The 22,129-nt window shown below is 66.0% G+C and carries 17 protein-coding genes; 7 read left to right on the top strand and 10 right to left on the bottom strand.

What is annotated here, in order from left to right; genetic code table 11:
- Nucleotides 1-2: 2 nt before the first annotated feature.
- Nucleotides 3-809, bottom strand: coding sequence for a bifunctional hydroxymethylpyrimidine kinase/phosphomethylpyrimidine kinase (gene thiD, locus OKW29_RS27080; protein WP_184066230.1), 807 nt, complete (start codon nt 807-809; stop codon nt 3-5).
- A 61-nt stretch (nt 810-870) separates the two neighbouring features.
- A complete protein-coding gene (gene lplT, locus OKW29_RS27075) occupies nt 871-2,178 on the bottom strand; it encodes a lysophospholipid transporter LplT (protein WP_187610461.1) in 1,308 nt (435 codons plus the stop codon).
- Between the two features lie 218 nt (nt 2,179-2,396).
- Here lplT and alr point away from each other — a divergent pair, with 218 nt between their 5' ends.
- From alr to OKW29_RS27060, 3 genes are all read left to right on the top strand, one after another.
- Nucleotides 2,397-3,467 carry an alanine racemase gene (gene alr / locus OKW29_RS27070; RefSeq protein WP_429293272.1) on the top strand — a complete coding sequence of 357 codons (1,071 nt, stop codon included), beginning with the start codon at nt 2,397-2,399 and terminating at the stop codon, nt 3,465-3,467.
- 3 nt (nt 3,468-3,470) lie between these two features.
- Nucleotides 3,471-4,847, top strand: coding sequence for a DNA repair protein RadA (radA, locus tag OKW29_RS27065; RefSeq protein WP_184056927.1), 1,377 nt, complete (start codon nt 3,471-3,473; stop codon nt 4,845-4,847).
- Nucleotides 4,848-5,000: 153 nt separating this feature from the next.
- Entirely contained in the window at nt 5,001-5,279 is a 279-nt protein-coding gene (locus tag OKW29_RS27060) for a DUF2866 domain-containing protein (RefSeq protein ID WP_429293271.1), read from the top strand.
- A gap of 70 nt (nt 5,280-5,349) precedes the next feature.
- On the opposite strand, the gene OKW29_RS27055 is transcribed toward OKW29_RS27060, so the two are convergent.
- Nucleotides 5,350-6,405 (bottom strand): CaiB/BaiF CoA transferase family protein, encoded by a 1,056-nt coding sequence (locus OKW29_RS27055; protein WP_018417629.1) that lies wholly within the window; start codon nt 6,403-6,405, stop codon nt 5,350-5,352.
- A 108-nt stretch (nt 6,406-6,513) separates the two neighbouring features.
- The gene (locus tag OKW29_RS27050) at nt 6,514-8,469 is read right to left on the bottom strand and encodes an ATP-binding cassette domain-containing protein (RefSeq protein WP_429293270.1); all 1,956 of its coding nucleotides are present in this window, start codon (nt 8,467-8,469) and stop codon (nt 6,514-6,516) included.
- Nucleotides 8,470-8,640: 171 nt separating this feature from the next.
- On the opposite strand from OKW29_RS27050, the gene OKW29_RS27045 reads away from it, so the two are divergent.
- Nucleotides 8,641-9,120: a glutathione peroxidase gene (locus OKW29_RS27045; protein WP_090800611.1), complete on the top strand. Its 480-nt coding sequence runs from the start codon at nt 8,641-8,643 to the stop codon at nt 9,118-9,120.
- 10 nt (nt 9,121-9,130) lie between these two features.
- On the opposite strand, the gene cls is transcribed toward OKW29_RS27045, so the two are convergent.
- The 6 genes from cls to dapC all read right to left on the bottom strand — a co-directional run bounded on the left by cls (nt 9,131) and on the right by dapC (nt 15,486).
- Nucleotides 9,131-10,618 carry a cardiolipin synthase gene (gene cls, locus OKW29_RS27040; protein WP_429293269.1) on the bottom strand — a complete coding sequence of 496 codons (1,488 nt, stop codon included), beginning with the start codon at nt 10,616-10,618 and terminating at the stop codon, nt 9,131-9,133.
- Between the two features lie 201 nt (nt 10,619-10,819).
- Nucleotides 10,820-11,704 (bottom strand): 50S ribosomal protein L3 N(5)-glutamine methyltransferase, encoded by an 885-nt coding sequence (prmB, locus tag OKW29_RS27035; RefSeq protein WP_184022625.1) that lies wholly within the window; start codon nt 11,702-11,704, stop codon nt 10,820-10,822.
- Nucleotides 11,705-11,718: 14 nt separating this feature from the next.
- Nucleotides 11,719-12,858 carry a succinyl-diaminopimelate desuccinylase gene (dapE, locus tag OKW29_RS27030; RefSeq protein ID WP_429293268.1) on the bottom strand — a complete coding sequence of 380 codons (1,140 nt, stop codon included), beginning with the start codon at nt 12,856-12,858 and terminating at the stop codon, nt 11,719-11,721.
- Between the two features lie 141 nt (nt 12,859-12,999).
- Nucleotides 13,000-13,365 carry an ArsC family reductase gene (locus OKW29_RS27025; protein ID WP_018417635.1) on the bottom strand — a complete coding sequence of 122 codons (366 nt, stop codon included), beginning with the start codon at nt 13,363-13,365 and terminating at the stop codon, nt 13,000-13,002.
- Nucleotides 13,365-14,192: a 2,3,4,5-tetrahydropyridine-2,6-dicarboxylate N-succinyltransferase gene (dapD, locus tag OKW29_RS27020; protein ID WP_184066209.1), complete on the bottom strand. Its 828-nt coding sequence runs from the start codon at nt 14,190-14,192 to the stop codon at nt 13,365-13,367. Before dapD ends, OKW29_RS27025 begins: the two co-directional genes overlap by 1 nt.
- Nucleotides 14,193-14,265: 73 nt before the next feature.
- Entirely contained in the window at nt 14,266-15,486 is a 1,221-nt protein-coding gene (gene dapC / locus OKW29_RS27015) for a succinyldiaminopimelate transaminase (RefSeq protein ID WP_429293267.1), read from the bottom strand.
- A gap of 303 nt (nt 15,487-15,789) precedes the next feature.
- Here dapC and OKW29_RS27010 point away from each other — a divergent pair, with 303 nt between their 5' ends.
- The 3 genes from OKW29_RS27010 (at nt 15,790) to OKW29_RS27000 (ending at nt 21,984) form a co-directional block, all read left to right on the top strand.
- The gene (locus OKW29_RS27010) at nt 15,790-16,851 is read left to right on the top strand and encodes a DMT family transporter (RefSeq protein WP_429293266.1); all 1,062 of its coding nucleotides are present in this window, start codon (nt 15,790-15,792) and stop codon (nt 16,849-16,851) included.
- 184 nt (nt 16,852-17,035) lie between these two features.
- Entirely contained in the window at nt 17,036-20,554 is a 3,519-nt protein-coding gene (gene smc / locus OKW29_RS27005) for a chromosome segregation protein SMC (protein ID WP_429293265.1), read from the top strand.
- A gap of 113 nt (nt 20,555-20,667) precedes the next feature.
- Nucleotides 20,668-21,984 (top strand): cell division protein ZipA C-terminal FtsZ-binding domain-containing protein, encoded by a 1,317-nt coding sequence (locus OKW29_RS27000; protein ID WP_184066197.1) that lies wholly within the window; start codon nt 20,668-20,670, stop codon nt 21,982-21,984.
- Nucleotides 21,985-22,129: the final 145 nt, after the last annotated feature.

The following is a 22,129-nucleotide window of genomic DNA, read 5'->3' as shown; positions in this document are numbered from 1 at the left end:
GCTCACCACCACCGATGAAAGTGATGCACCGGCCCCACGCCGTGGCCGACGTCGAGCCGCTCGCTCGCCTGCAACGCACCCGTCAGATAAACCTTCGCATCGGCGACCGCGCTAGCGAGATCGTCGCGCTGCGCAATCAAGGCCGCGATCGCCGAAGACAACGTGCAGCCCGTTCCGTGCGTGTTCTTCACCGGCACGCGCGGACCGCCGAGACGCAGCGTGCCGCTTTCCTGCACGAGCCAGTCGGGGCTATCGGTCGCGCTCAGATGGCCGCCCTTCATCAGCACCGCGCGCGCGCCGAGCGCGCGCAACGCTTCGCCTTGCTCGACCATGCCGGCTTCGTCGGCGGCGGGTTGCATGCCCAGCAATGCGGCCGCTTCCGGCAGATTCGGCGTCAGCAGATCGGCGAGCGGCAGCAGTTCGTCGCGTACCACCGCGACCGCATCGGGTAGTAATAGCGCGTGATTGCTCTTCGAGATCATCACCGTGTCGAGCACGATGTGTTTGGGCTGATGACGGCGCAGCGCGTCGGCGACCGCACGCGCGATCGGCGCATTCGCGAGCATGCCGATCTTCACCGCGTCAATGCGGATGTCGTCGAACACCGCGTCGAGCTGCGCGGTGACGAAGCCCGGGTCCGGCGCGTGAATCGCGCTCACGCCGCGCGTGTTCTGCGCGGTCAGCGCGGTGATCACGCTCGCGCCATAGGCGCCGAGCGCGGAGAAGGTCTTCAGATCGGCCTGGATGCCGGCGCCGCCGCCGGAGTCGGAACCGGCGATCGTCAGCACATTGGGAATCGATTGAGTCATGGTCGAGCGAGGAAGAAGGGGGGCGCGCTCGTGTGTGCCGCGGCCGGCCCGGCGCAGCCGATCAGTGCTTGGCTTCGCCGATCAGCGCGACCGAATCGAAGGCACGCTGGTTCGCCTGATGGCGTCGCATCACGAGCCACATCATCAGGCAGACGAAGGTGCCGAACAGCACGATCACGATGGTGACCGGCACGTCGAGCCACACGAGCACCGCGTACAGGCACAGCATCACGAGCACGGACAGATTCTCGTTGAAGTTCTGCACGGCGATCGAATGGCCCGCCGACAGCAGCACGTGCCCGCGATGCTGCAGCAGCGCATTCATCGGCACGACGAAAAAGCCCGACAGGCCGCCCACGAACATCAGGAAGATATACGCGAAAATCAGATAGCCCGACACGTGCATGCGGCCAAAATACACGCCCCAATGCGGGGGAAACAGATCGCGCGTGTAGAACGCCATCAGCATCACGGAGATACCCATCATGATGCCGACCGGCAATACCGACAGCGACTTCTTCAACGGCACACGCGAAGCCGCGAAAATCGCGCCGAACGCGACGCCAACCGCGACCACCGCCTGCAGGATCGCCGCCTCGGACAGCGACATGCCCAGCGACACTTCGGCCCACTTCAGCACGATGAATTGCAGCGTCGCGCCCGCACCCCAGAACAGCGTCGTCACGGCGAGCGAAATCTGTCCGAGCTTGTCACGCCACAGCACGAGAAAGCAGTCGGCGAAATCGGTGATCAGGCGGATCGGCCCGTGCTCCTGTCGCGGATAGCGCGCGCCGGTGTCGGGAATGCGCAGATTGAACAGCGCGGCGATCACGTAAATGGCCATGATCACGAGCATCGCGGCTTCCGCGGGCGTGTTCACGGTGGGGACGTGCCATTTGAGAATCGGCGCGGCGATATGCGGGCTGATCAGCGCGCCGCCGAGCACCGTGCCGAGAATGATCGAGCCGACCGTGGTGCCTTCGATCCAGCCGTTCGCGGCAACGAGCCGGTCAGGCGGCAACAGTTCGGTGAGAATGCCGTATTTGGCGGGCGAGTAGGCCGCCGCGCCGAAGCCGACGATGCCGTACGCAATCAGCGGATGCGCGCCGACCAGCATCGTTATGCAGCCAACCACCTTGATCGTATTGGTGATGAACATCACGCGTCCTTTCGGACGGGAGTCGGCGAATGCGCCCACGAAGGCGGCAAGAACGACGTACGACAGCACAAAAAACAGCTTGAGCAGCGGCGTCATCCAGTTCGGAGCGTGAAGATCTTTCAGCAGTGCGATAGCAGCGATCAGAAGCGCATTGTCGGCCAGCGACGAAAAAAACTGCGCGGCCATGATGGTGTAAAAACCTTTTTTCATCTGATGCGATGCTGTCCTCGCTGCGGTCTGTCCGCCCCGGCCGTTTGTCATGTGTCCGGGCTTATGCCGATCGAAATGGGTTGTGCGCACGGCTTTATATCATGAAAATAGCTGAATTCGGACTAGCAGAATCCTTGATCGCACCGCCCAGCGGGCCGCCGAGCGCTGAAAACGCCCTGTAAGCCGCTGATTCGCAAGTGTCTTTACGAAAAAATCCCATGCCGCGCCCCCTTTCCGCCACGATTCATACCGCTGCTCTCGCCAATAACCTCACTGTCGCGCGGCGCTATGCGCCGAAATCGAAAATCTGGGCCGTCGTCAAGGCTAATGCCTACGGGCATGGCCTCGCGCGCGTGTTTCCCGGTTTGCGCGCTACGGACGGCTTTGGGTTGCTGGACCTCGAAGAAGCGGTGAAGTTGCGTGAATTGGGCTGGGCGGGCCCAATTCTTCTGCTGGAAGGCTTTTTTCGGCCGACCGACATCGACGTAATCGACCGCTACAGTTTGACCACGGCGCTGCATTCGGACGAGCAGCTGCGCATGCTCGAAATGGCGCGTCTGTCGAAACCCGTCAATATTCAGTTGAAGATGAACACCGGCATGAACCGGCTCGGCTACACGGTCGAAAAATTCCGTGCCGCGTGGGAACGTGCGCGTGCCTGTCAGGGCGTCGGCCAGATCACGTTGATGACGCATTTTTCCGATGCCGATGCCGAGCGCGGCATCGCGCATCAGATGGAGGCGTTCGAGCGCGGCGCGCAGGGCATCGCCGGTGCGCGCAGTCTGTCGAATTCGGCCGCGACGCTGTGGCATCCGGAAGCGCATTTCGACTGGGTGCGTCCGGGCATCATCCTGTACGGCGCGTCGCCGTCCGGCGTGACGGCCGCGATCGACGGCACGGGCCTGCAGCCCGCGATGACGCTCGCGTCGGAACTGATCGCCGTGCAGACGCTCGGCGAAGGCAGCTCGGTCGGCTATGGGTCGAGGTTCACTGCGCGCAGTCCGATGCGCATCGGCGTGGTCGCGTGCGGTTACGCGGACGGCTATCCGCGCGTCGCGCCGGAAGGCACGCCGGTGATCGTCGATGGCGTGCGCACACGGATCGTTGGACGTGTGTCGATGGACATGCTGACCGTCGACCTGACCCCGGTGCCGACCGCCAACGTCGGCTCGCGCGTGGAATTGTGGGGCACCGCGCTGCCCATCGACGACGTCGCGCAGGCCTGCGGCACGATCGGCTACGAGCTGATGTGCGCGGTCGCGCCGCGTGTGCCGGTTCGGGCGGAGTAACGCGTGGCGAAAGCGAAGACGTTGTACATCTGCGGGGAATGCGGCGGACAGTCGCCGAAGTGGTCCGGTCAATGCCCGTCCTGCCAGACGTGGAACACGCTCGTCGAATCGGTCGCGGAGGCGCCGTCCGGTCACCGTTTCCAGTCGCTCGCGAAGAGCACGCCGGTACGGCGCCTCGCCGACATCGACGCGTCGGACGTGCCGCGCTTTTCCACCGGCGTCAGCGAATTCGACCGCGTGCTCGGCGGCGGCCTCGTGCCGGGCGGCGTGGTGCTGATCGGCGGCGATCCGGGCATCGGTAAATCGACGCTGTTGTTGCAATCGCTCGCGGAAATCGCGGCGGACAAACGCGCGCTCTATATCAGCGGCGAAGAATCTGGCGCGCAGATCGCGTTGCGCGCGCAACGGTTGGCGTTGCTCGAACCCGGCTCGAAGGCAAGCGAGCTGCAACTGCTCGCGGAAATCCAGCTCGAAAAAATTCAGGCGACGATCACGGAGCAACGGCCTGAAGTCGCCGTGATCGATTCGATCCAGACCGTCTATTCGGATGCTTTGACATCGGCGCCGGGCTCGGTCGCGCAGGTGCGCGAGTGCGCGGCGCAACTCACGCGCATCGCCAAGCAGTCGGGCACGACGATCATCATGGTCGGGCACGTGACGAAAGAGGGCGCGCTCGCAGGTCCGCGCGTGCTCGAACATATCGTCGATACGGTGCTGTATTTCGAGGGGGACACGCACTCGTCGTACCGTCTCGTGCGCGCGATCAAGAACCGTTTCGGCGCGGTCAACGAACTCGGCGTGTTCGCGATGACCGAGCGTGGTTTGCGCGGCGTCGCGAATCCGTCGGCATTGTTTTTATCGCAGCACGAGCAGTCGGTGCCGGGCTCGTGTGTGCTCGTCACGCAGGAAGGCACGCGGCCGTTGCTCGTCGAAGTGCAGGCGCTCGTCGATGCGGCCAACGCGCCGAATCCGCGACGCCTTGCGGTCGGCCTCGAACAGAACCGGCTCGCGATGCTGCTCGCGGTGCTGCATCGGCACGCGGGCATCGCCTGTTTCGATCAGGACGTGTTCCTGAACGCGGTGGGCGGGGTGAAGATCTCCGAGCCCGCCGCCGACCTCGCGGTATTGCTCGCGATCCATTCGTCGATGCGCAACAAGCCGCTGCCGAAGGGGCTCGTCGTATTCGGCGAAGTGGGCCTCGCCGGCGAAATCAGGCCGTCGCCGCGCGGTCAGGAGCGCCTGAAGGAAGCAGCCAAGCTCGGCTTCTCGGTGGCGGTGATTCCGAAGGCCAATGCGCCGAAACAGCCAATCGAAGGCTTACAGGTCGTTGCGGTCGAACGGATCGAACAGGCCATCGACCGCGTCCGCACGCTCGAATAGACGGGGGCCGGGACGGCTCGCCAGTACTTTGTACGCTTGCGGCACCGTAATGCCCGGTAAATATCTTCGTATTGGCTGTAACCTGGTCGCCATGCCTTTTTTCTAAGCTGTAATGATATGCATCCCGTCTGATGCTCGAAAAAGGATCGCGCCTTGAAACAGTCTCGTGAAACCGCTGCCCACCATAACATCCAGGTGCGCGGCTGCCGGGTCTCCGCACCGATTCATCAGCCGTGGGGCGGCGCTTGCCGGATCGTCGAGTGGATCGACACCGCAGGCCAGATCTCGCGGCGGGTGGTGGCCGAAGACGTAACGCCCGCCGAAGTGCGTGCCACGATCAGCCGCCATGTGGAAGGCCGCAAGCACCTGCTGTACGACGACGAAAAGTCGCCGCGGCAAACGCTGCCGAGGCAGACGCCGACGCGGCGTTGACGGCGGCGGGTTTTTCGATTGACCGGGCCTTGATCTTCATTGCGCCCGCGTCGCGGCTGCGCCACGCGCATTAGGCCCCGTCGTCGTGTGAGTCGGCGGCGCTCGCGGCCACCGCCGCATACGCGTGCGGATTGAACAGCGGATGCTGCGCCGCTTCAGCGGGCGTCAGCACCGGCGACACGCAGCAATCGAGCGATTCCAGCGATTCCACCCATTCGCCGAGCGTGCGCGTCGCAATCAGATTGGCGACTTCCTGAATGAGTGCCACGGCATCGGGACCGCCGATCGCCTGACCCAGGCTCCAGTGACGTGTCGCCCATTCCGGCCGATCGAGCGCCATGCACAGCGTTTCCCAGAACTTCAATTCGAGCGCGCCGACCGCGAGCCAGCGTTCATCGCTGGTGCGGTAGAGGTTGTAGCAGGGCACGCCGCCGTTCAACAGACCACTGCCCGCGGCGGGCGCCGCACCTTCGTTGACGAGCGACACCTGCGCGACGAAGTTGTGCGCATAGCTCGTGTGCGTCATCGATACATCGACGAAGCGGCCCGCGCCGCCTCGCGCGACATGCCAGAGCGCGGCGAGAATCTGCGTGACCGCGCTCAATGCGCCGCCGAGCAGATCGGCGATCTGGAAGTTCGGCAGGATCGGCGCACCGTCGCGGTTCGCCAGTTGATCGAGCACGCCTGCATAGCCGATGTAATTCAGATCGTGGCCGGCATGGTCCGCGAACGGACCGCTCGCGCCATATCCGCTGATCGCGCAATAGACGAGCCGCGGATTGGCTGCGCTGAGCGTCGCGTAGCCGAGGCCGAGCCGCTCCATCACGCCGGGCCGGAAGCTCTCGATCAGCACGTCGGCTTCAGCCGCGAGTGCGCGCAGCACCTGGCGTCCTGCTTCGGACTTGAGGTCGAGGCGCGTCTCGCGCTTGCCGCGATTGACCATCCGGTAAAACGCGCCGGGTCGGCCCGCGACACGATCGCTCGACGACTGCATCATCGTGCGAGTCGGGTCGCCCGCGCCGGGCGCCTCGATCTTCAGCACATCGGCGCCGAGCTCGGCGAGGCGCAGCGCGGCCACCGGACCCGGCAACAGACGCGTGAGGTCGAGCACGCGCAGTCCTTGCAACGGCGGCGCATCGGCTGCCGATGCAGCTACGGATTCTGGGGCCGATAACCCGGACGATGAATTCGCAAATGACAAAGCCAAGCTCCCGTGGATGCCGGCGCGGTGCCGCTAGCCGATCTGTTCGAGTTCCTCGTGCGTCTCGAGCCATTCGGCTTCGAGCGTGTCGAGGCGCGCGTTCACGTCTGCCTGACGGCGGATCGCCGCCGTCAGCTTGCTCTTCTGCTCCGGTTCGTAACTCGCGGGATCGGCAACGAATGTATCGAGCGTCGCTTTCTCCGTGTTGAGTGCGTCCATTTCCTTTTCGATTTTCGCGATGCGGCTTTGCAGCGGCTTCTTCAGATGCGCGAGCTTCTGCCGCGTTTCCGCTTCGAGGCGGCGCTGTTCCTTGCGATTGACGTTGCTGTCGCCACTTGCCGCGCCGTTGGACGCTGCGTCCGACGCACCGGAAGCATTGGCCTTCAGCGCGGCGCGCTGCTCGGCCGCATGCTGCAGCAGCCAGTCGCGGTAGTCGTCGAGATCGCCGTCGAATTCCTGCAGACGATGCTTCGCGACCAGCATGAACTGATCGGTCGTCGCGCGCAGCAGATGCCGGTCGTGCGAGACCAGGATAAGCGTGCCTTCGAATTGCGCGAGCGCCATCGTCAGCGCGTGGCGCGTTTCGAGGTCGAGGTGGTTGGTCGGCTCGTCGAGCAGCAGCAGGTTCGGCTTTTGCCAGATGATCAGCGCGAGCGCGAGGCGTGCCTTCTCGCCGCCCGAGAACGGCGCGATCTTCGCGGTCGCCATGTCGCCGGAAAAGTTGAAGCTGCCGAGGAAGTCGCGCAGCTCCTGCTCGCGCGTATCGGGCGCGAGACGCGCGAGGTGCTGCAACGGGGTGTCGTCCGGACGCAGCGTTTCGAGCTGATGCTGCGCGAAGTAGCCGATGCGCAGACCCTTGCCTTCGCGTACGTGGCCGCTCAACGGTTCGAGCGTGCCCGCGAGCGTCTTGATCAGCGTCGACTTGCCCTGGCCGTTCGCGCCGAGCAGGCCGATGCGCTGACCATTCTGGATCGACAGCATCACGCGCTCGACGATCGGAATCTCGCTGCCGTCTTCGGGATGGTAGCCGCAGCGCACGTCTTCCATCACCATCATCGGATTCGGCGCGGAGTCGGGAGTGCGGAACTCGAACGTGAACGGCGACCCGACGTGCGCGGGCGCGATCAGCTCCATCTTCTCGAGCGCTTTCACCCGGCTTTGCGCCTGACGCGCCTTGGTGGCCTGCGCCTTGAAGCGGTTGATGTAGCTCTGCAGATGCGCGACCGTGCGCTGCTGCTTTTCGTACGCGCTCTGTTGCAGCGCGATCTGCTGCGCGCGCAGCACTTCGAATTGCGAGTAGTTGCCGCCGTAGCGTTTGATCTGCTGGTACTCGAGATGCAGCGTGACGTTGCAGGCGGAATCGAGAAACTCGCGGTCGTGCGAGATCACGATCAGCGTGCCCGCATAGCGATTCAGCCAATCTTCCAGCCAGACGATCGCGTCGAGGTCGAGGTGGTTGGTCGGTTCGTCGAGCAGCAGCAGATCGGAGCGGCACATCAGCGCCTGCGCCAGATTCAGGCGCATGCGCCAGCCGCCCGAGAAGCTGCTGACCGGCTCGCGGGTCTGCTCGAGCGTGAAGCCGAGGCCGAGCAGCAACGCTTCGGCGCGAGCCGGCGCGGTGTAGCCGTCGGCGTCGGCGAACGCGGCGTGCGCTTCGGCTTCTGCCGCGCCGTCGTGCGCCGCGGAGGCCGAAGCGATGCGCGCTTCGATGTCGCGCAGCGCGGCGTCGCCGTCTAGCGTGTAGGCGAGGGCGGTTTTGTCGACGGCGGGCGTTTCCTGCGCGACGTGCGCGATGCGCCAGGTCGGCGGGATCGAGAAATCGCCGCCGTCCGCATGCAGCTCGCCGAGCAGCACGGCGAACAGCGTCGACTTGCCCGCGCCGTTCGCTCCAACGAGGCCGGCTTTTTCACCGGGGTTCAAGGTGAATGTGGTGTTGTCGACAAGCGGCTTGGTGCCGCGCGCGAGGCTGAACTGATTGAAGCGGATCACGACGTGGCCGGCTGAAGAAAACCGCTATTTTAGACTGCCCGGCGCGTTGCCGGGCGTGCGGCGCCGATTGCCCGTCTGTCACTTCGCGCGCAGCGCTCATCGGCCATCCGGCCGACTGTATCGGCAGCGCTTTTGGCATAGACTGACGGCTTTCACGGGAGGGCAGGGCACATGACATCGATCTTTTCGTTTTCGGCACGCACGCTCGGCGGCGAGGAAGCGAGTCTCGCGCAGTACGAAGGCAAAGTTATGCTGATCGTCAATACCGCGAGCGAATGCGGGTTCACGCCGCAATACGCGGGCTTGCAGAAACTGTATGACGCGTACGCGGCGCGCGGGCTCGCGGTGCTCGGTTTTCCGTGCAACCAGTTCGGCAAGCAGGAGCCGGGCGACGCCGCGCAGATCGGCAGCTTCTGCGAGAAGAACTACGGCGTGACGTTTCCGATGTTCGACAAGATCGACGTGAACGGTCCGAACGCGCACCCGCTGTTCCGCTATCTGACGATCGAGGCGCCGGGACTGCTCGGTCTCGAGGCGATCAAGTGGAATTTCACGAAGTTTCTGATCGGCCGCGACGGCAACGTCGTCAAGCGCTATGCGCCGCTGACCAAGCCCGAGGCGATCACCGGGGATATCGAAGCGCTGCTGTAAGCGGGCGCGCCTACAGGATCGGCGAAAAGAGCCGCGCGACGTGCATCAGCATGCGTCGCAGCGCGCTCGACTTGTGGTACTCGTCGCGGTCGATTTCGCGCGACTCGGCAAAGTCGTCGAGCAGCATCGTCTCGACTTCGAGCGCGAAGCCGCGGTCGACGGTCAGCACCATGATCTCGAAGTTCAGGCGAAACGAGCGGTTGTCGAGATTGGCGCTGCCGATCGCGGCCGCGCTGCTGTCGATCAGCACGACTTTCTGATGCAGGAAGCCGGGCTGATAGCGGAAGATGCGAATGCCCGCGCGCAGCGAGTCGTACGCATAGAGCTTCGACGCCGCGAACACCACGAGGTGATCGCGCCGGCTCGGAATCAGGATGCGCACGTCGACGCCGCGCAGCGCAGCGAGGCGCAACGCAGCGAATACGGCTTCGTCGGGGACGAGGTAGGGCGTCGTGATCCAGATGCGTTCACGTGCCGCGTTGATTGCTTCGACGAAAAACAGCGAGCAGGTCTCCTGCTTGTCGGCCGGGCCGCTCGGCAGCACGAGGCAGTGCATGTTGTTCGCGGCGCGCTCGTTGGCGCCGTGGTCGCCGGGCTGGTCGAAGGATGGGGGCACGGAATCCGCGGCCGGCGCGTCGAACTTGGGCAACTGCTGCGTGGCCCAGTACCAGTCCTCGATGAAGACGAACTGGATGCTTGCGACCGCCGGACCACGCACTTCGATGTGCGTATCGCGCCACGGCGACAGCGGCGGCTTCGCGCCCAGATATTCGACCCCGACGTTATGACCGCCGACAAACGCGCGCTCGCCGTCGACCGCCACGATCTTGCGGTGATTGCGGAAATTCAGTTGCAGACGGTTGACGAAGAGGCGGTTCGTGGCGAACGGCTGCATCTCGATGCCGGCGGCGCGCAGCGCCGCGACGTAGCGGTGCGGCAGATCGAAGCTGCCGATACTGTCATACAGGAAGTAGACCCGCACGCCCTGTTTGGCTTTGGCGATCAGCGCGTCCTTCAGCATGTCGCCGAGCGCGTCGTCGCGCACGATGAAGAATTGCACGATCACATAGCGGCGCGCGTTCTCGATCGCCTCGAAGATCGCCTCGAAAGTCGCCGTGCCGTTGACCAGCGTGCGCACGCTATTGCCGGGCAGGAACGGCATGCCGCCGAGGCGCGTGAGCGACTGCACGAGCCGCGAGCCGAGCTGCTGCGTCGGCACCCCGGCCGACGACGCCTGCGTGTCCCACACCAGCGGATGCGCGCGCGTGCGCAGCAGCTCGTTCTCGACGCGGCGCGCGTCCGCGTAGCCGGCGAACTTGCTGCGGCCAAGGAACAGGTAGGGTACGAGCGTCAGATAAGGCATCGCGACCAGCGACACGGCCCACGCGATCGCCCCTTGCGAGGTGCGGGTATGGAGAATCGCGTGAGCGGCCGCGATGATGCCGAGAATGTGGGCAACAGCAACCAGCGTGCCGACGTGAAGCAGGTCGAATGACATAAGCTCGCGAACAGTTGGCGAAGCGCCGTGGTTCAGGAAACGGAGGCGGGCACGGGCTCGCTCCGTGGTCTGCGGCGAACGCGTCGGGCAACGGGCTCAGGCTGCGGTTGCGGGCAAGGCCACGCGCTGTCGCGGCGATTGCTCGTGACCCTGCCTGAGAAACGCGCTTGAAACGACGCTCAAACGGTCAGCATGCCGGACTCAGACCGGCAAGTCGCTGGCCTGGATCAGAAACACGTTGTCGTCGCCGGCGCTGGTCGACAGCCACACGAGGTCGAGACCGCCGAACGCGGCCTCGACGTGCTCGCGTTCGTTGCCGATCTCGATGACGAGCACGCCGTCTTCGGTCAGCCAGTTGCGCGCGTCGGCAATGATCCGGCGCACGATGTCCATGCCGTCCGCGCCACCGGCGAGCGCCATCTCCGGCTCGTGCCTGTATTCGGCCGGCAGCTCCTGCATCGACGTGGCGTTCACGTACGGCGGATTGCTGATGATCACATCGTAGCGGCGCTCGGCGAGCGGCGCATACAGATCGCCTTCGAACAGCGCGATGCGCTCGTCGAGGTGGTAGTCCAGCACATTGCGCGTCGCGACTTCGAGCGCGGGCGCGGACAGATCGACCGCGTCGACGTCGGCGTTCGGGAACGCGTGCGCGGCGAGGATCGCGAGGCACCCGGAGCCGGTGCACAGTTCGAGCACCGCGCCGACCTGCTCGGGGTCCTCGACGTACGGCTGCAGGCCGTCCTGCAGCAGCTCGCCGATGAACGAGCGCGGCACGATCACGCGCTCGTCGACGTAAAAGCGATAGCCGTGCATCCACGCTTCCTGCGTGATGTACGCGGCCGGCACGCGTTCGGCGGCGCGTCGCTCGATCACTTTCAGCACCGCCTCGATTTCGGCCGTGGTCAGGCGCGCGTCGAGAAACGGTTCGAGCAGGTCGAGCGGCAAATGCAGCGTGTGCAGGATCAGATAGGCGGCTTCGTCGTAGGCATTGGCCGAGCCGTGGCCGAACGACAGTTTGGCCTCGCTAAAACGCGACACTGCATAACGCAGCAGGTCGCGGACGGTGCAAAAAGGAAGCGTCATCGCAAAGTTCCAGGTTACGCGATCAGTTGTTCGAGCACGCGGCGATACACGTTCTTCAGCGGCTCGATATGGGCGACTTCGATATGTTCGTCGATCTTGTGGATACTCGCGTTCAGCGGGCCGAACTCGATCACCTGCTTGCAGATGCGCGCGATGAAGCGGCCGTCCGACGTGCCGCCGGTGGTCGACAGTTCGGTGTCTACGCCGGTTTCGTCCTTGATCGCCTGCGCGAGCGCGCTCGACAGCTCGCCGCTCGGGGTCAGAAATGGCAGACCGCTCACGGTCCATTGCAGTTCGTATTCGAGGCCGTGTTTGTCGAGAATCGCATGCACGCGCTTTTGCAGTCCTTCGACGGTGCTCGCGGTCGAGAAGCGGAAGTTGAACATCACGTCCGCGTGGCCGGGGATCACGTTGGTCGCGCCGGCGCCGCTGTGGAGGTTCGACACCTGCCAGGTGGTCGGCGGGAAATATTCGTTGCCTTCGTCCCAGCGCTCGGCGACGAGTTCGGCGAGCGCTGGCGCCAGCAGGTGCACCGGATTCTTCGCCAGATGCGGGTAGGCGATATGGCCCTGCACGCCCTTGACGATCAGCTTGCCCGACATCGAGCCGCGCCGGCCGTTCTTGACCATGTCGCCGAAACGCTCGCTCGAGGTCGGCTCGCCGACGATGCAGTAGTCCATGCGCTCACCGCGCTGCTGCAATGCTTCGACGACCTTGACGGTGCCGTCGGTGGCGGGGCCTTCCTCGTCGCTCGTGATCAGGAACGCGATCGAGCCGCGGTGCCTGGGGTTTGCCGCCACGAACTCCTCGCTCGCGACGACGAAGCCGGCGATCGACGCCTTCATGTCCGCCGCGCCGCGGCCGTACAGCTTGCCGTCGCGCTGGGTCGGCTCGAACGGCGCCGAGCGCCACTGTTCGAGCGGGCCGGTCGGTACCACGTCGGTGTGGCCGGCGAACGCGAGCAGCTTGCCTTGCGTGCCGTCGACGCCGCGTTTGACGGCCCACAGGTTGGTCACGCCGTTGGATTCGATCGTCTCGTGCTCGAAGCCGAGCGCGGCGAGGCGCTCGATCAGGAGACGCTGGCAATGCTGATCGTCGGGCGTGACGGACGCGCGCGCGATCAGTTGTTCGGTAAGGGCGAGGGTGCCGGACATGGATTCAGTACAAGCCACTTTGAAATGAAAAAATGCCGGCTCGCGGTGAGGCACCGCAGCCGGCAACAGCCTTTGAACGACGCGGCGCGAGGCCACGCGTTCGACTACCTCGTGCTGGAGCCTGGCGCTTCAGCGCCGCGCTCAGACAAACAGCGCCGCGTACTCGTCCGCCGAAAAGCCGAGCGACTTCACCCGCCCGTTCACGACCAGCACCGGCCGCTTGATTACCGACGGCTTGTGGATCATCAGCGCGATCGCGCCCGGCTGCGTTTCCGCGGCCGCCTTCATGTCGTCGGACAGCGCGCGCCACGTCGTGCCGCGGCGGTTCAGCAATGCATCGAGCTTGACGTCCTTGAGCCAGTCCTGCACGAGCGGCTCGGTCACGCCGGCCTTCTTGAAATCGTGGAACTCGAACTCGACGCCGTGCTCTTCGAGCCACACACGGGCCTTCTTCACGGTGTCGCAGTTCGGAATGCCGTAGACGACGGTTTTGGTGCCGCGCGCCATCAATCGCCTCGCAGCAACTCGTTCAGGCCGACCTTCGCGCGCGTCTTCGCGTCGACCTTCTTGACGATGACCGCGCAGTACAGGCTGTGCGTGCCGTCCTTCGACGGCAGGTTGCCCGCCACCACGACCGATCCCGCCGGGATGCGGCCGTACGTGACTGCGCCGGTTTCGCGGTCGTAAATCCTGGTGCTCTGGCCGAGGTACACGCCCATCGAGATCACCGAGTTTTCCTCGACGATCACGCCTTCGACGACTTCCGAGCGCGCGCCGATGAAGCAGTTGTCTTCGATGATGACCGGGTTCGCCTGCAGCGGCTCCAGCACGCCGCCGATGCCGACGCCGCCCGACAGGTGCACGTTCTTGCCGATCTGCGCGCACGAGCCGACGGTGGCCCACGTGTCGACCATCGTGCCTTCGTCGACGTACGCGCCGATGTTGGTGTACGACGGCATCAGCACGACGTTCTTCGCGATGAACGAGCCGCGGCGCGCGATCGCGGGCGGCACCACGCGGAAGCCGCCGGCGGCGAAGTCTTCAGCGGTGTAGTTCGCGAACTTCGACGGCACCTTGTCGTAGAACTGGCTGTAGCCGCCGGCCGGCATCGGCGCGTTGTCTTCCAGACGGAACGACAGCAGCACGGCCTTCTTCAGCCACTGGTTGACGACCCAGTCGCCGTCCTTCTTTTCGGCGACGCGCAGCGCGCCCTTATCGAGTTGCTCGATCGCATGGGCGACGGCTTCGCGCACTTCTGCCGGCGCGGCTTTCGGCGACAGTTCGGCGCGGTTGTCCCAGGCGGTATCGATGATGCTCTGAAGTTGTTGCGACATAGGCGTGATTATCTGAAGGGTTGAAGTCTGAAGAAGGGCATGCCGTGTAGCTCAAGCGAGGCTCAGGCTGCACTCAGTTGACACTGAGCGAGCGGCAGAATTCGACGATCCGCTGCGCGCCCGCCGTGCATTCGTCGACGTCGGCGACGAGCGCGAGGCGCACGAAATTGCGGCCGGGGTTCACGCCGTGCGCGGTGCGCGCGAGGAACGAGCCCGGCAGAACCGTCACATTATAGTCGGCGTAGAGGCGCTGGGCGAACTCGGTGTCCGTGAGGCCGGTGCGCTCGACGTTGGCCCACAGGTAGAACGCGGCGTCGGGCAGCCGCACGTCGAGCACGTCGGCGAGCATCGGCGTGACCGTCGTGAACTTCCGCAGGTACCTGGCGCGGTTCTCGCGCACGTGCGTCTCGTCGCTCCACGCGACCACGCTCGCGCTTTGGAACACGGTCGACAGCGCCGTGCCGTGGTACGTGCGGTACAGCAGGAATGCCTTGAGAATTGCGGCGTCGCCGGCGACGAAGCCCGAGCGCATGCCCGGCACGTTCGAGCGCTTCGACAGGCTCGACAGCATCACGAGGCGCTCGAAGCCGCGTCCGAGCTTGTGCGCCGCTTCCAGTCCGCCGAGCGGCGGCTTCGACTCGTCGAAATAGATTTCCGAGTAGCACTCGTCCGACGCGATCACGAAGCCGTAGCGGTCCGATAGCGCGAACAGCTCGCGCCAGTCGTCGAGCGTGAGCACGGCGCCGGTCGGGTTGCCCGGCGAGCAGACGTACAGCAGTTGCGTGCGGGCCCACACGTCGGCGGGCACCGCCGAGTAGTCGCACGCGAAGTTGCGCGCCGGGTCGCTGTTGACGAAGTACGGCTGCGCGCCGCCGAGCAGCGCCGCGCCTTCGTAGATTTGGTAGAACGGGTTCGGACAGAGTACGATCGCAGGCTCGCCGTCAGCATCGCGGCGCGGATTGAGCACCGTCTGCGCGAGCGCGAACAGCGCCTCGCGCGAGCCCGCCACCGGCAGCACCTCGGTCAGCGGATCGAGCGGCGGCAGGTCGTAGCGTTGCGTGACCCATTTCGCGATCGACTCGCGCAGCGGCGCCGAGCCGAGCGTGGCCGGATACGCGGCGAGGCCGCCGAGCGAATCGATGACGGCGTCGCGGATCAGCGGCGGGGTTGGATGTTTCGGCTCGCCGATGCCGAAGCTGATGTGCGCAAGGCCGGCCGGCGGCGTGACGTCCTTGAAAAGCAGGCGCAGCTTTTCGAACGGATAGGGCTGAAGGGAGTCGAGTAGCGGATTCACGGACGAAATGGCCTGATCGGGATGGACGCGGACGAATGGCGGGACAACCGGGCACGCGCGCCGGCGGGCGGCGGCGAACGGGCGATTATAGCGTGGCGCGCCCGCGGACCGGGCGGGAGCCTGGCGCGCGGCGCGGGAGCAATCCGCGAGGCGGCGCACCGGGGCGCCGCGGCGGGAACGGCGCGAATCCGCCACGGTTCGCGTAAAAGAATACGCAGGAGCAGCAATGTACGCAGCAGTTCAGGAGACGGCCGGCTGGACCCTCATACGACCCGCCCACGACGCCCGTCGGAGTCCCGCCCCATGACCAGCTGGCTTCGCAACGGCTGGCCGACGCTCGCGATCATGCTGGGCGCGTCGGTCTGGGGGATGGTCTGGTATCCGCTGCGGATGCTGGCAGCGCTCGGGGTGACCGGCACCGCCGCGAGCGCGCTCACGAGCGGCACCGGCTGCCTGTTCGTGCTGCTCGTGCGGAATGGCGCGCTGAAGACCGTGCGGTGGCACTGGCTGCTGCCGGCGCTTGCGCTCGCCGCGGGCGTCACGAATCTCGGCTTCGTGTGGGGCGCGATCCACGGTCAGGTGATGCGCGTGCTGCTGCTGTTCTATCTGACGCCCGCGTGGACCGCGCTGTTCGCGCATTTCATCCTGCACGAGCGGCTCACGTGGTCGGGCGCGGCGCTGGCCGCGCTGTCGCTCGCGGGCGCGATGACGATGCTATGGTCGCCGCGTCTCGGCATTCCGGTGCCCGGCAATCCCGCCGAATGGGCCGGGCTCGCCGGCGGCATGGGCTTCGCGATGAGCAACGTGCTGATCCTGAAGACGAGCCGCGTGCTGCCGGACATGAAGCCCGAAATGCGCACCGCGGTGATCTTCGGCGGCGCGGCGCTGTTCGGCGCGCTCGCGTCGCTGTTCGAGCCGATGCCCGCGCCGCCCGTCGGCGCGCAGCTGGGCACGGCGGCGCTGCTGGTGCTCGGTCTCGGTCTGCTGCTCGCGTCGAACAACATGCTCGTGCAATACGGGCTCTCGCGCGTGCCGGCCAATCGCGCGTCGATCATCATGCTGTTCGAACTCGTCGTGACGGCGCTGTCGGCGTGGCTGTTCGCCGGCGAAGTACCGGGCCCGCGCGAATGGGCCGGCGGCGCGTGCATCGTGCTCGCGTCGGCCTTGTCGAGCTGGGTGCATCGGACGAAATTGGCGCCGCCCGATCCCGCCATCGGGGGCACGGACGGGCCCGGCGGCGGCGATGGACGCGGTGGTCAATGCGGTAGCAAACGCGGTGACCACCGCGGTGACGAACCCGGCCCTGACGGCGACAGTGACGACCGCCGAAAGGGCGGTAAGAATCGTCCACGCGCGATGGTATGATTCCCCCTCATTAGCCGGCGCATGCGTACCTGTGTGTGCCTCAGATATGCATGAGCGCATGCAGCCGGCATCCAAATTGCGAAGGCTCGCGAGGTTGCGCGGGGCCGTCCCGCTGCGGCGGTGAACGACTGGCGCAACCTCGCGAGCCACCTATCACTCTCTCTTTTCAAACAGCGAAATCGCCGTGCGGCTCACCTCGATCAAACTCGCTGGTTTCAAATCCTTCGTCGATCCCACGCATTTCCAGGTCCCAGGCCAGTTGGTTGGCGTGGTCGGTCCGAACGGGTGCGGCAAATCCAACATCATCGACGCCGTGCGCTGGGTGCTCGGCGAATCGCGCGCCTCTGAATTGCGCGGCGAGTCGATGCAGGACGTGATCTTCAACGGCTCGACCGCCCGCAAGCCCGGCAGCCGCGCGAGCGTCGAACTCGTGTTCGACAACGCGGACGGCCGCGCCGCCGGCCAGTGGGGCCAGTATGCGGAGATCGCCGTGAAGCGCGTGCTGACGCGCGACGGCACGTCGAGCTACTACATCAACAATCTGCCGGCGCGGCGCCGCGACATCCAGGACATCTTCCTCGGCACCGGCCTCGGGCCGCGTGCGTACGCGATCATCGGGCAGGGCATGATCTCGCGGCTGATCGAGGCGAAGCCCGAAGAGCTGCGCGTGTTCCTCGAAGAAGCCGCCGGCGTGTCGAAGTACAAGGAGCGCCGCCGCGAGACCGAGAACCGTCTGCACGACACGCGCGAGAACCTGACGCGCGTCGAGGACATCGTCCGCGAGCTCGGCACGAATCTCGAGAAGCTCGAGGGGCAGGCGGTCGTCGCGACCCGTTATCGCGAGCTGCAAAGCGACGGCGAGGAAAAGCAGCGTCTGCTGTGGTTGCTGCGCAAGAACGAGGCGGCCGGCGAGCAGCAGCGCCAGCAACGCGCGATCGAGCAGGCGCAGATCGACCTCGAGGCGCAAACCGCGAAGCTGCGCGAAGTCGAGGCGGAACTCGAAACGCTGCGCGTCGCGCACTATTCGGCGAGCGACGCGATGCAGGGCGCGCAGGGCGCGCTGTACGAGGCGAACGCGGAAGTGAGCCGGCTGGAAGCCGAGATCCGCTTCATCGTCGAATCGCGCAACCGCGCGCAGGCGCAGATCGCCGCGCTGACCGCGCAGCGCGAGCAGTGGCAATCGCAGGCCGGCAAGGCGCAGGACGATATTGCCGACGCTGAAGAGCAACTGGCCGTCGCTGAAGAAAAGGCCGTGCTCGCCGAAGAGGACGCCGCCGCGAAGCACGATGCGCTGCCCGCCCTCGAAGCGCGCTGGCGCGACGCTCAGGCGGAGCTGAACACCGAGCGCGGCGGCATCGCGCAGACCGAGCAGGCGCTGAAGCTCGAAGCCGCGCATCAGCGCAATGCCGATCAGCAGTTGCAGCAGCTGCAGCAGCGCCATGAGCGGCTGAAATCGGAAGAGGGTGGCCTCGACGCGCCCGACGAGGCGCAGCTCGAGGAATTGCGTATGCAGCTCGCCGAGCACGAGGAAATCCTTCACGACGCGCAGGCCCGCCTCGCCGACGCGCAGGAAACACTGCCGCGGCTCGACGGTGAACGCCGCGCCGCGCAGGAGCGCGTGCAGGCCGAAAGCGCGCAGATCCATCAGCTCGACGCGCGCCTCGCCGCGCTCAGGCAGTTGCAGGAAAACGTGCAGACCGAAGGCAAGATCCAGCCGTGGCTCGACAAGCACGAGCTGGGCAGCCTGCCGCGTCTGTGGAAGAAGCTGCATGTCGAGGCCGGTTGGGAAACCGCACTCGAAGCGGTGCTGCGCGAGCGCCTCGCCGCGCTCGAAGTGTCGAATCTCGACTGGGTCAAGGCGTTCGCAACCGACGCGCCACCGGCCAAGCTCGCGTTCTACGCGCCGCCCGCGGCTGGTCAGCCTGCCCCGGCGGCGGGCGCGCTGCGCTCGCTGCTGTCGCTCGTGCGCATCGAGGACGCGGGTATTCGCGCGGTGCTGACCGACTGGCTGGGCCTCGCGTTCGTCGCCGACGATCTGCAGCAGGCGCTTTCGATGCGCACGCAGCTGCCCGAGGGCGGCGCGTTCGTCGTCAAGGCGGGGCACGTGGTCACGCGCGTCGGCGTCCAGCTGTATGCGGCCGATTCCGAACAGGCCGGCATGCTCGCGCGTCAGCAGGAAATCGAAAACCTCGGCCGCCAGGTGCGCGCACAGGCATTGCTCGCCGACGAGGCGAAGGCCGCCGCGATCCGCGCCGAAGCCGCGCACACGCAAGCCGCGCAGGCGCTCGCCGAGCTGCGCCAGCAGGCCGAACGCGCGACGCAGCGGGTGCACGCGTTGCAGATGGACGTGCTGAGGCTCACCCAGGCACACGAACGCTACACGCAGCGCAGCACGCAGATTCGCGAGGAACTCGAAGAAATCGCCGCGCAGATCGACGAGCAGCGGGCGCTGCGCGCCGAGTCGGAAGCGAACTTCGAGCGTCACGACGGCGAGCTCGCCGAACTGCAGGCGCGCTTCGAAGACCACCAGCTCGCGTTCGAAGCACTCGACGAAGAACTGACGACCGCCCGCGGCGAAGCACGCGAGCTCGACCGCGCCGCTACCGACGCGCGCTTCGCCGCGCGCAACATGGCGAACCGCATCGACGAATTGAAGCGCAGCATCCAGGTCGCGCACGAGCAGAGCGAGCGCGTCGCGGGCGCGCTCGAAGACGCGCGCGCCGAACTGGAAACGATCAACGAGCAGACCGCGCACACCGGGCTGCAGGACGCGCTCGACATCCGCGCCGTGAAAGAAGAGGCGCTGCGCGCCGCGCGCGTCGAGCTCGACGACCTGACCGCGAAGCTGCGCTCGGCCGACGAAACGCGCCTCACCGCCGAGCGCGCCCTGCAGCCGCTGCGCGACCGCATCAATGAATTGCAGTTGAAGGAGCAGGCCGCGCGCATCAGCGGCGAGCAGTTCGTCGAGCAGCTGGCCGCGGCCGGTGTCGATGAAGCCGAACTGCAAGCCAAGCTGACGGCGGACATGAAGCCGTCGTACCTGCAGGGCGAAGTCACGCGCATCAACAACGCGATCACCGCGCTCGGGCCGGTCAACATGGCCGCGCTCGACGAGCTGAAGGCCGCGACCGAGCGCAAAAGCTTCCTCGATTCGCAGTCGGCCGACCTGACGAGCGCGATCGAAACGCTCGAAGACGCGATCCGCAAGATCGACGCCGAAACGCGCACGCTGCTGCAAAGCACGTTCGACGAAGTGAACCGTCATTTCGGCGAGCTGTTCCCGCGTCTCTTTGGCGGCGGCCAGGCGAAGCTGATCATGACCGGCGACGAAATTCTCGACGCCGGCGTCCAGGTGATGGCTCAGCCGCCGGGCAAGAAGAATTCGACGATTCACCTGCTGTCGGGCGGCGAGAAAGCGCTGACCGCGACCGCGCTCGTGTTCGCGATGTTCCAGCTGAATCCGGCGCCGTTCTGTCTGCTCGACGAAGTGGACGCGCCGCTCGACGACGCCAACACCGAGCGTTTCGCGAATCTGGTACGGGCGATGTCCGACAAAACCCAGTTCCTGTTCATTTCGCACAACAAGATCGCGATGGAGATGGCGCAGCAGCTGATCGGCGTGACGATGCAGGAGCAGGGCGTCTCGCGGATCGTCGCGGTCGACATGGAAACGGCGGCGGGTTTCGCCCAGAATATCGTTTGAGTTAACGCCTTCGCGGGCATCCGCATCCAGCGCAGCGGCCTCGATGAGCGCCGCGCGGTACGTGGAGCGGACGACAGGCCCACGCGGATAGAAGAATTGCTGATGGAGCATGCATGGACGAGTTGACACTCGGTTTGATCGGCGCGGGTGCCGTGGTGGTGGGGGGCGTGGTCGTGTACAACGCGTGGCAGGGCGCGAAGGTGCGCCGCAAAATGCCGCGGCCGATGCCGGCCGACACCGCCGAGAGCTTTGCGCGGGACGAGCATGAGGAGCAGAGCCCGTTCATCGAGCCGGCCCGGCCGACCACGCGGCGCGAGCCGAGCGTGAGCGCCGAGGCGGCCGCGGACCCGAGCGCGGCGCGCGTCGAGCCGACGTTCGGCGCGGGCGCCGCACCGCTCGATACACCGGCCGATATCCAGGCCGAGATGACGTCGCCGAACGGTTATCCATCGGCGGACGCCGATACCGTGGGCGAAGGCGAACATGCGGCGGCGCCGGGCGCGCACGCGAAGCGGCCCACGGCCGAAGCGCCCGCGGCCCAGCCCGCGTCCGCCGGGCACGAGCGGGTCGAACCGATCCTGCCGGCCGCCACGACGATTTCGTCGGCGCCGCCTGCGATCGTCGATCGACGCATCGACTGTATCGTGCCGATCCGGCTGAACGGCCCCGTGGCCGGCGACAAGGTGCTTCCGCTCGCGCAGCGCTTGCGTCGGGCGGGCAGCAAGCCCGTGCACATCGAAGGCAAACCCGAAGGCGGCGGCGCGTGGGAGCTGCTGCAGAACGGCACGCGCTATGAAGAGCTGCGCGCGGCCGCGCAGCTCGCGAACCGTAGCGGCGCGCTGAACGAGCTCGAATTTTCCGAGTTCGTGACCGGCGTACAGCAGTTCGCCGATGCGCTCGACGCGGCGCCGGAGTTCCCCGACATGCTCGAAACCGTCGCGATGGCGCGCGAGCTCGACGGCTTTGCCGCCCAGTGCGACGCGCAGTTGTCGATCAACGTGCTGTCGGACGGCGCGCCGTGGTCGGCCAACTACGTGCAGGCGGTCGCATCGCAGGACGGTCTGCTGCTGTCGCGCGACGGCACGCGCTTCGTCAAGCTCGACTCGCGGCAAAGCCCGGTGTTCATGCTGCAGTTCGGCGACACCAACTTCCTGCGCGACGACCTCACGTACAAAGGCGGCGAGATGATCACGCTGGTGCTCGACGTGCCGGTCGCCGACGAAGACATCCTGCCGTTCCGGCTGATGTGCGATTACGCGAAGTCGCTGGCCGAGCGCATCGGCGGACGCGTGGTCGACGACGGTCGCCGGCCGCTGCCGGAAAGCGCGCTGCTCGCGATCGAAAAACAGTTGATGACACTGTACGCGAAGCTCGAACAGGCGGGTATTCCGGCGGGTTCGCCGGCCACGCGGCGCCTGTTCAGCCAGTAAGCCTTTTGCAGTGTTCTACGCGTTTTGACGACGGCCGCACGATGTGCGGCCGTCGTCGTTTCCGGCTTGCGTCGCAGCGCGGCCCGCCCCGATTCAGCGATGTAAAGGGGCACGCTTCCTGCGATAATCCGATGTCCGACTTTCT

Source organism: Paraburkholderia sp. CI3 (assembly GCF_050436505.1).
Taxonomy (GTDB): Bacteria; Pseudomonadota; Gammaproteobacteria; order Burkholderiales; family Burkholderiaceae; genus Paraburkholderia; species Paraburkholderia tuberum.
This window is presented reverse-complemented; position numbering and strand designations above follow the sequence as displayed.

Excerpts from the sequence above, each read along its gene's own strand:
- OKW29_RS27010 (WP_429293266.1), top strand. The coding sequence starts at position 15,790 with ATGACCAGCTGGCTTCGCAACGGCTGGCCGACGCTCGCGATCATGCTG.
- cls (WP_429293269.1), bottom strand. The coding sequence starts at position 10,618 with ATGTCATTCGACCTGCTTCACGTCGGCACGCTGGTTGCTGTTGCCCAC.
- alr (WP_429293272.1), top strand. The coding sequence starts at position 2,397 with ATGCCGCGCCCCCTTTCCGCCACGATTCATACCGCTGCTCTCGCCAAT.
- OKW29_RS27045 (WP_090800611.1), top strand. The coding sequence starts at position 8,641 with ATGACATCGATCTTTTCGTTTTCGGCACGCACGCTCGGCGGCGAGGAA.
- OKW29_RS27000 (WP_184066197.1), top strand. The coding sequence starts at position 20,668 with ATGGACGAGTTGACACTCGGTTTGATCGGCGCGGGTGCCGTGGTGGTG.
- dapE (WP_429293268.1), bottom strand. The coding sequence starts at position 12,858 with ATGTCCGGCACCCTCGCCCTTACCGAACAACTGATCGCGCGCGCGTCC.
- OKW29_RS27025 (WP_018417635.1), bottom strand. The coding sequence starts at position 13,365 with ATGGCGCGCGGCACCAAAACCGTCGTCTACGGCATTCCGAACTGCGAC.
- thiD (WP_184066230.1), bottom strand. The coding sequence starts at position 809 with ATGACTCAATCGATTCCCAATGTGCTGACGATCGCCGGTTCCGACTCC.
- dapD (WP_184066209.1), bottom strand. The coding sequence starts at position 14,192 with ATGTCGCAACAACTTCAGAGCATCATCGATACCGCCTGGGACAACCGC.
- prmB (WP_184022625.1), bottom strand. The coding sequence starts at position 11,704 with ATGACGCTTCCTTTTTGCACCGTCCGCGACCTGCTGCGTTATGCAGTG.
- lplT (WP_187610461.1), bottom strand. The coding sequence starts at position 2,178 with ATGAAAAAAGGTTTTTACACCATCATGGCCGCGCAGTTTTTTTCGTCG.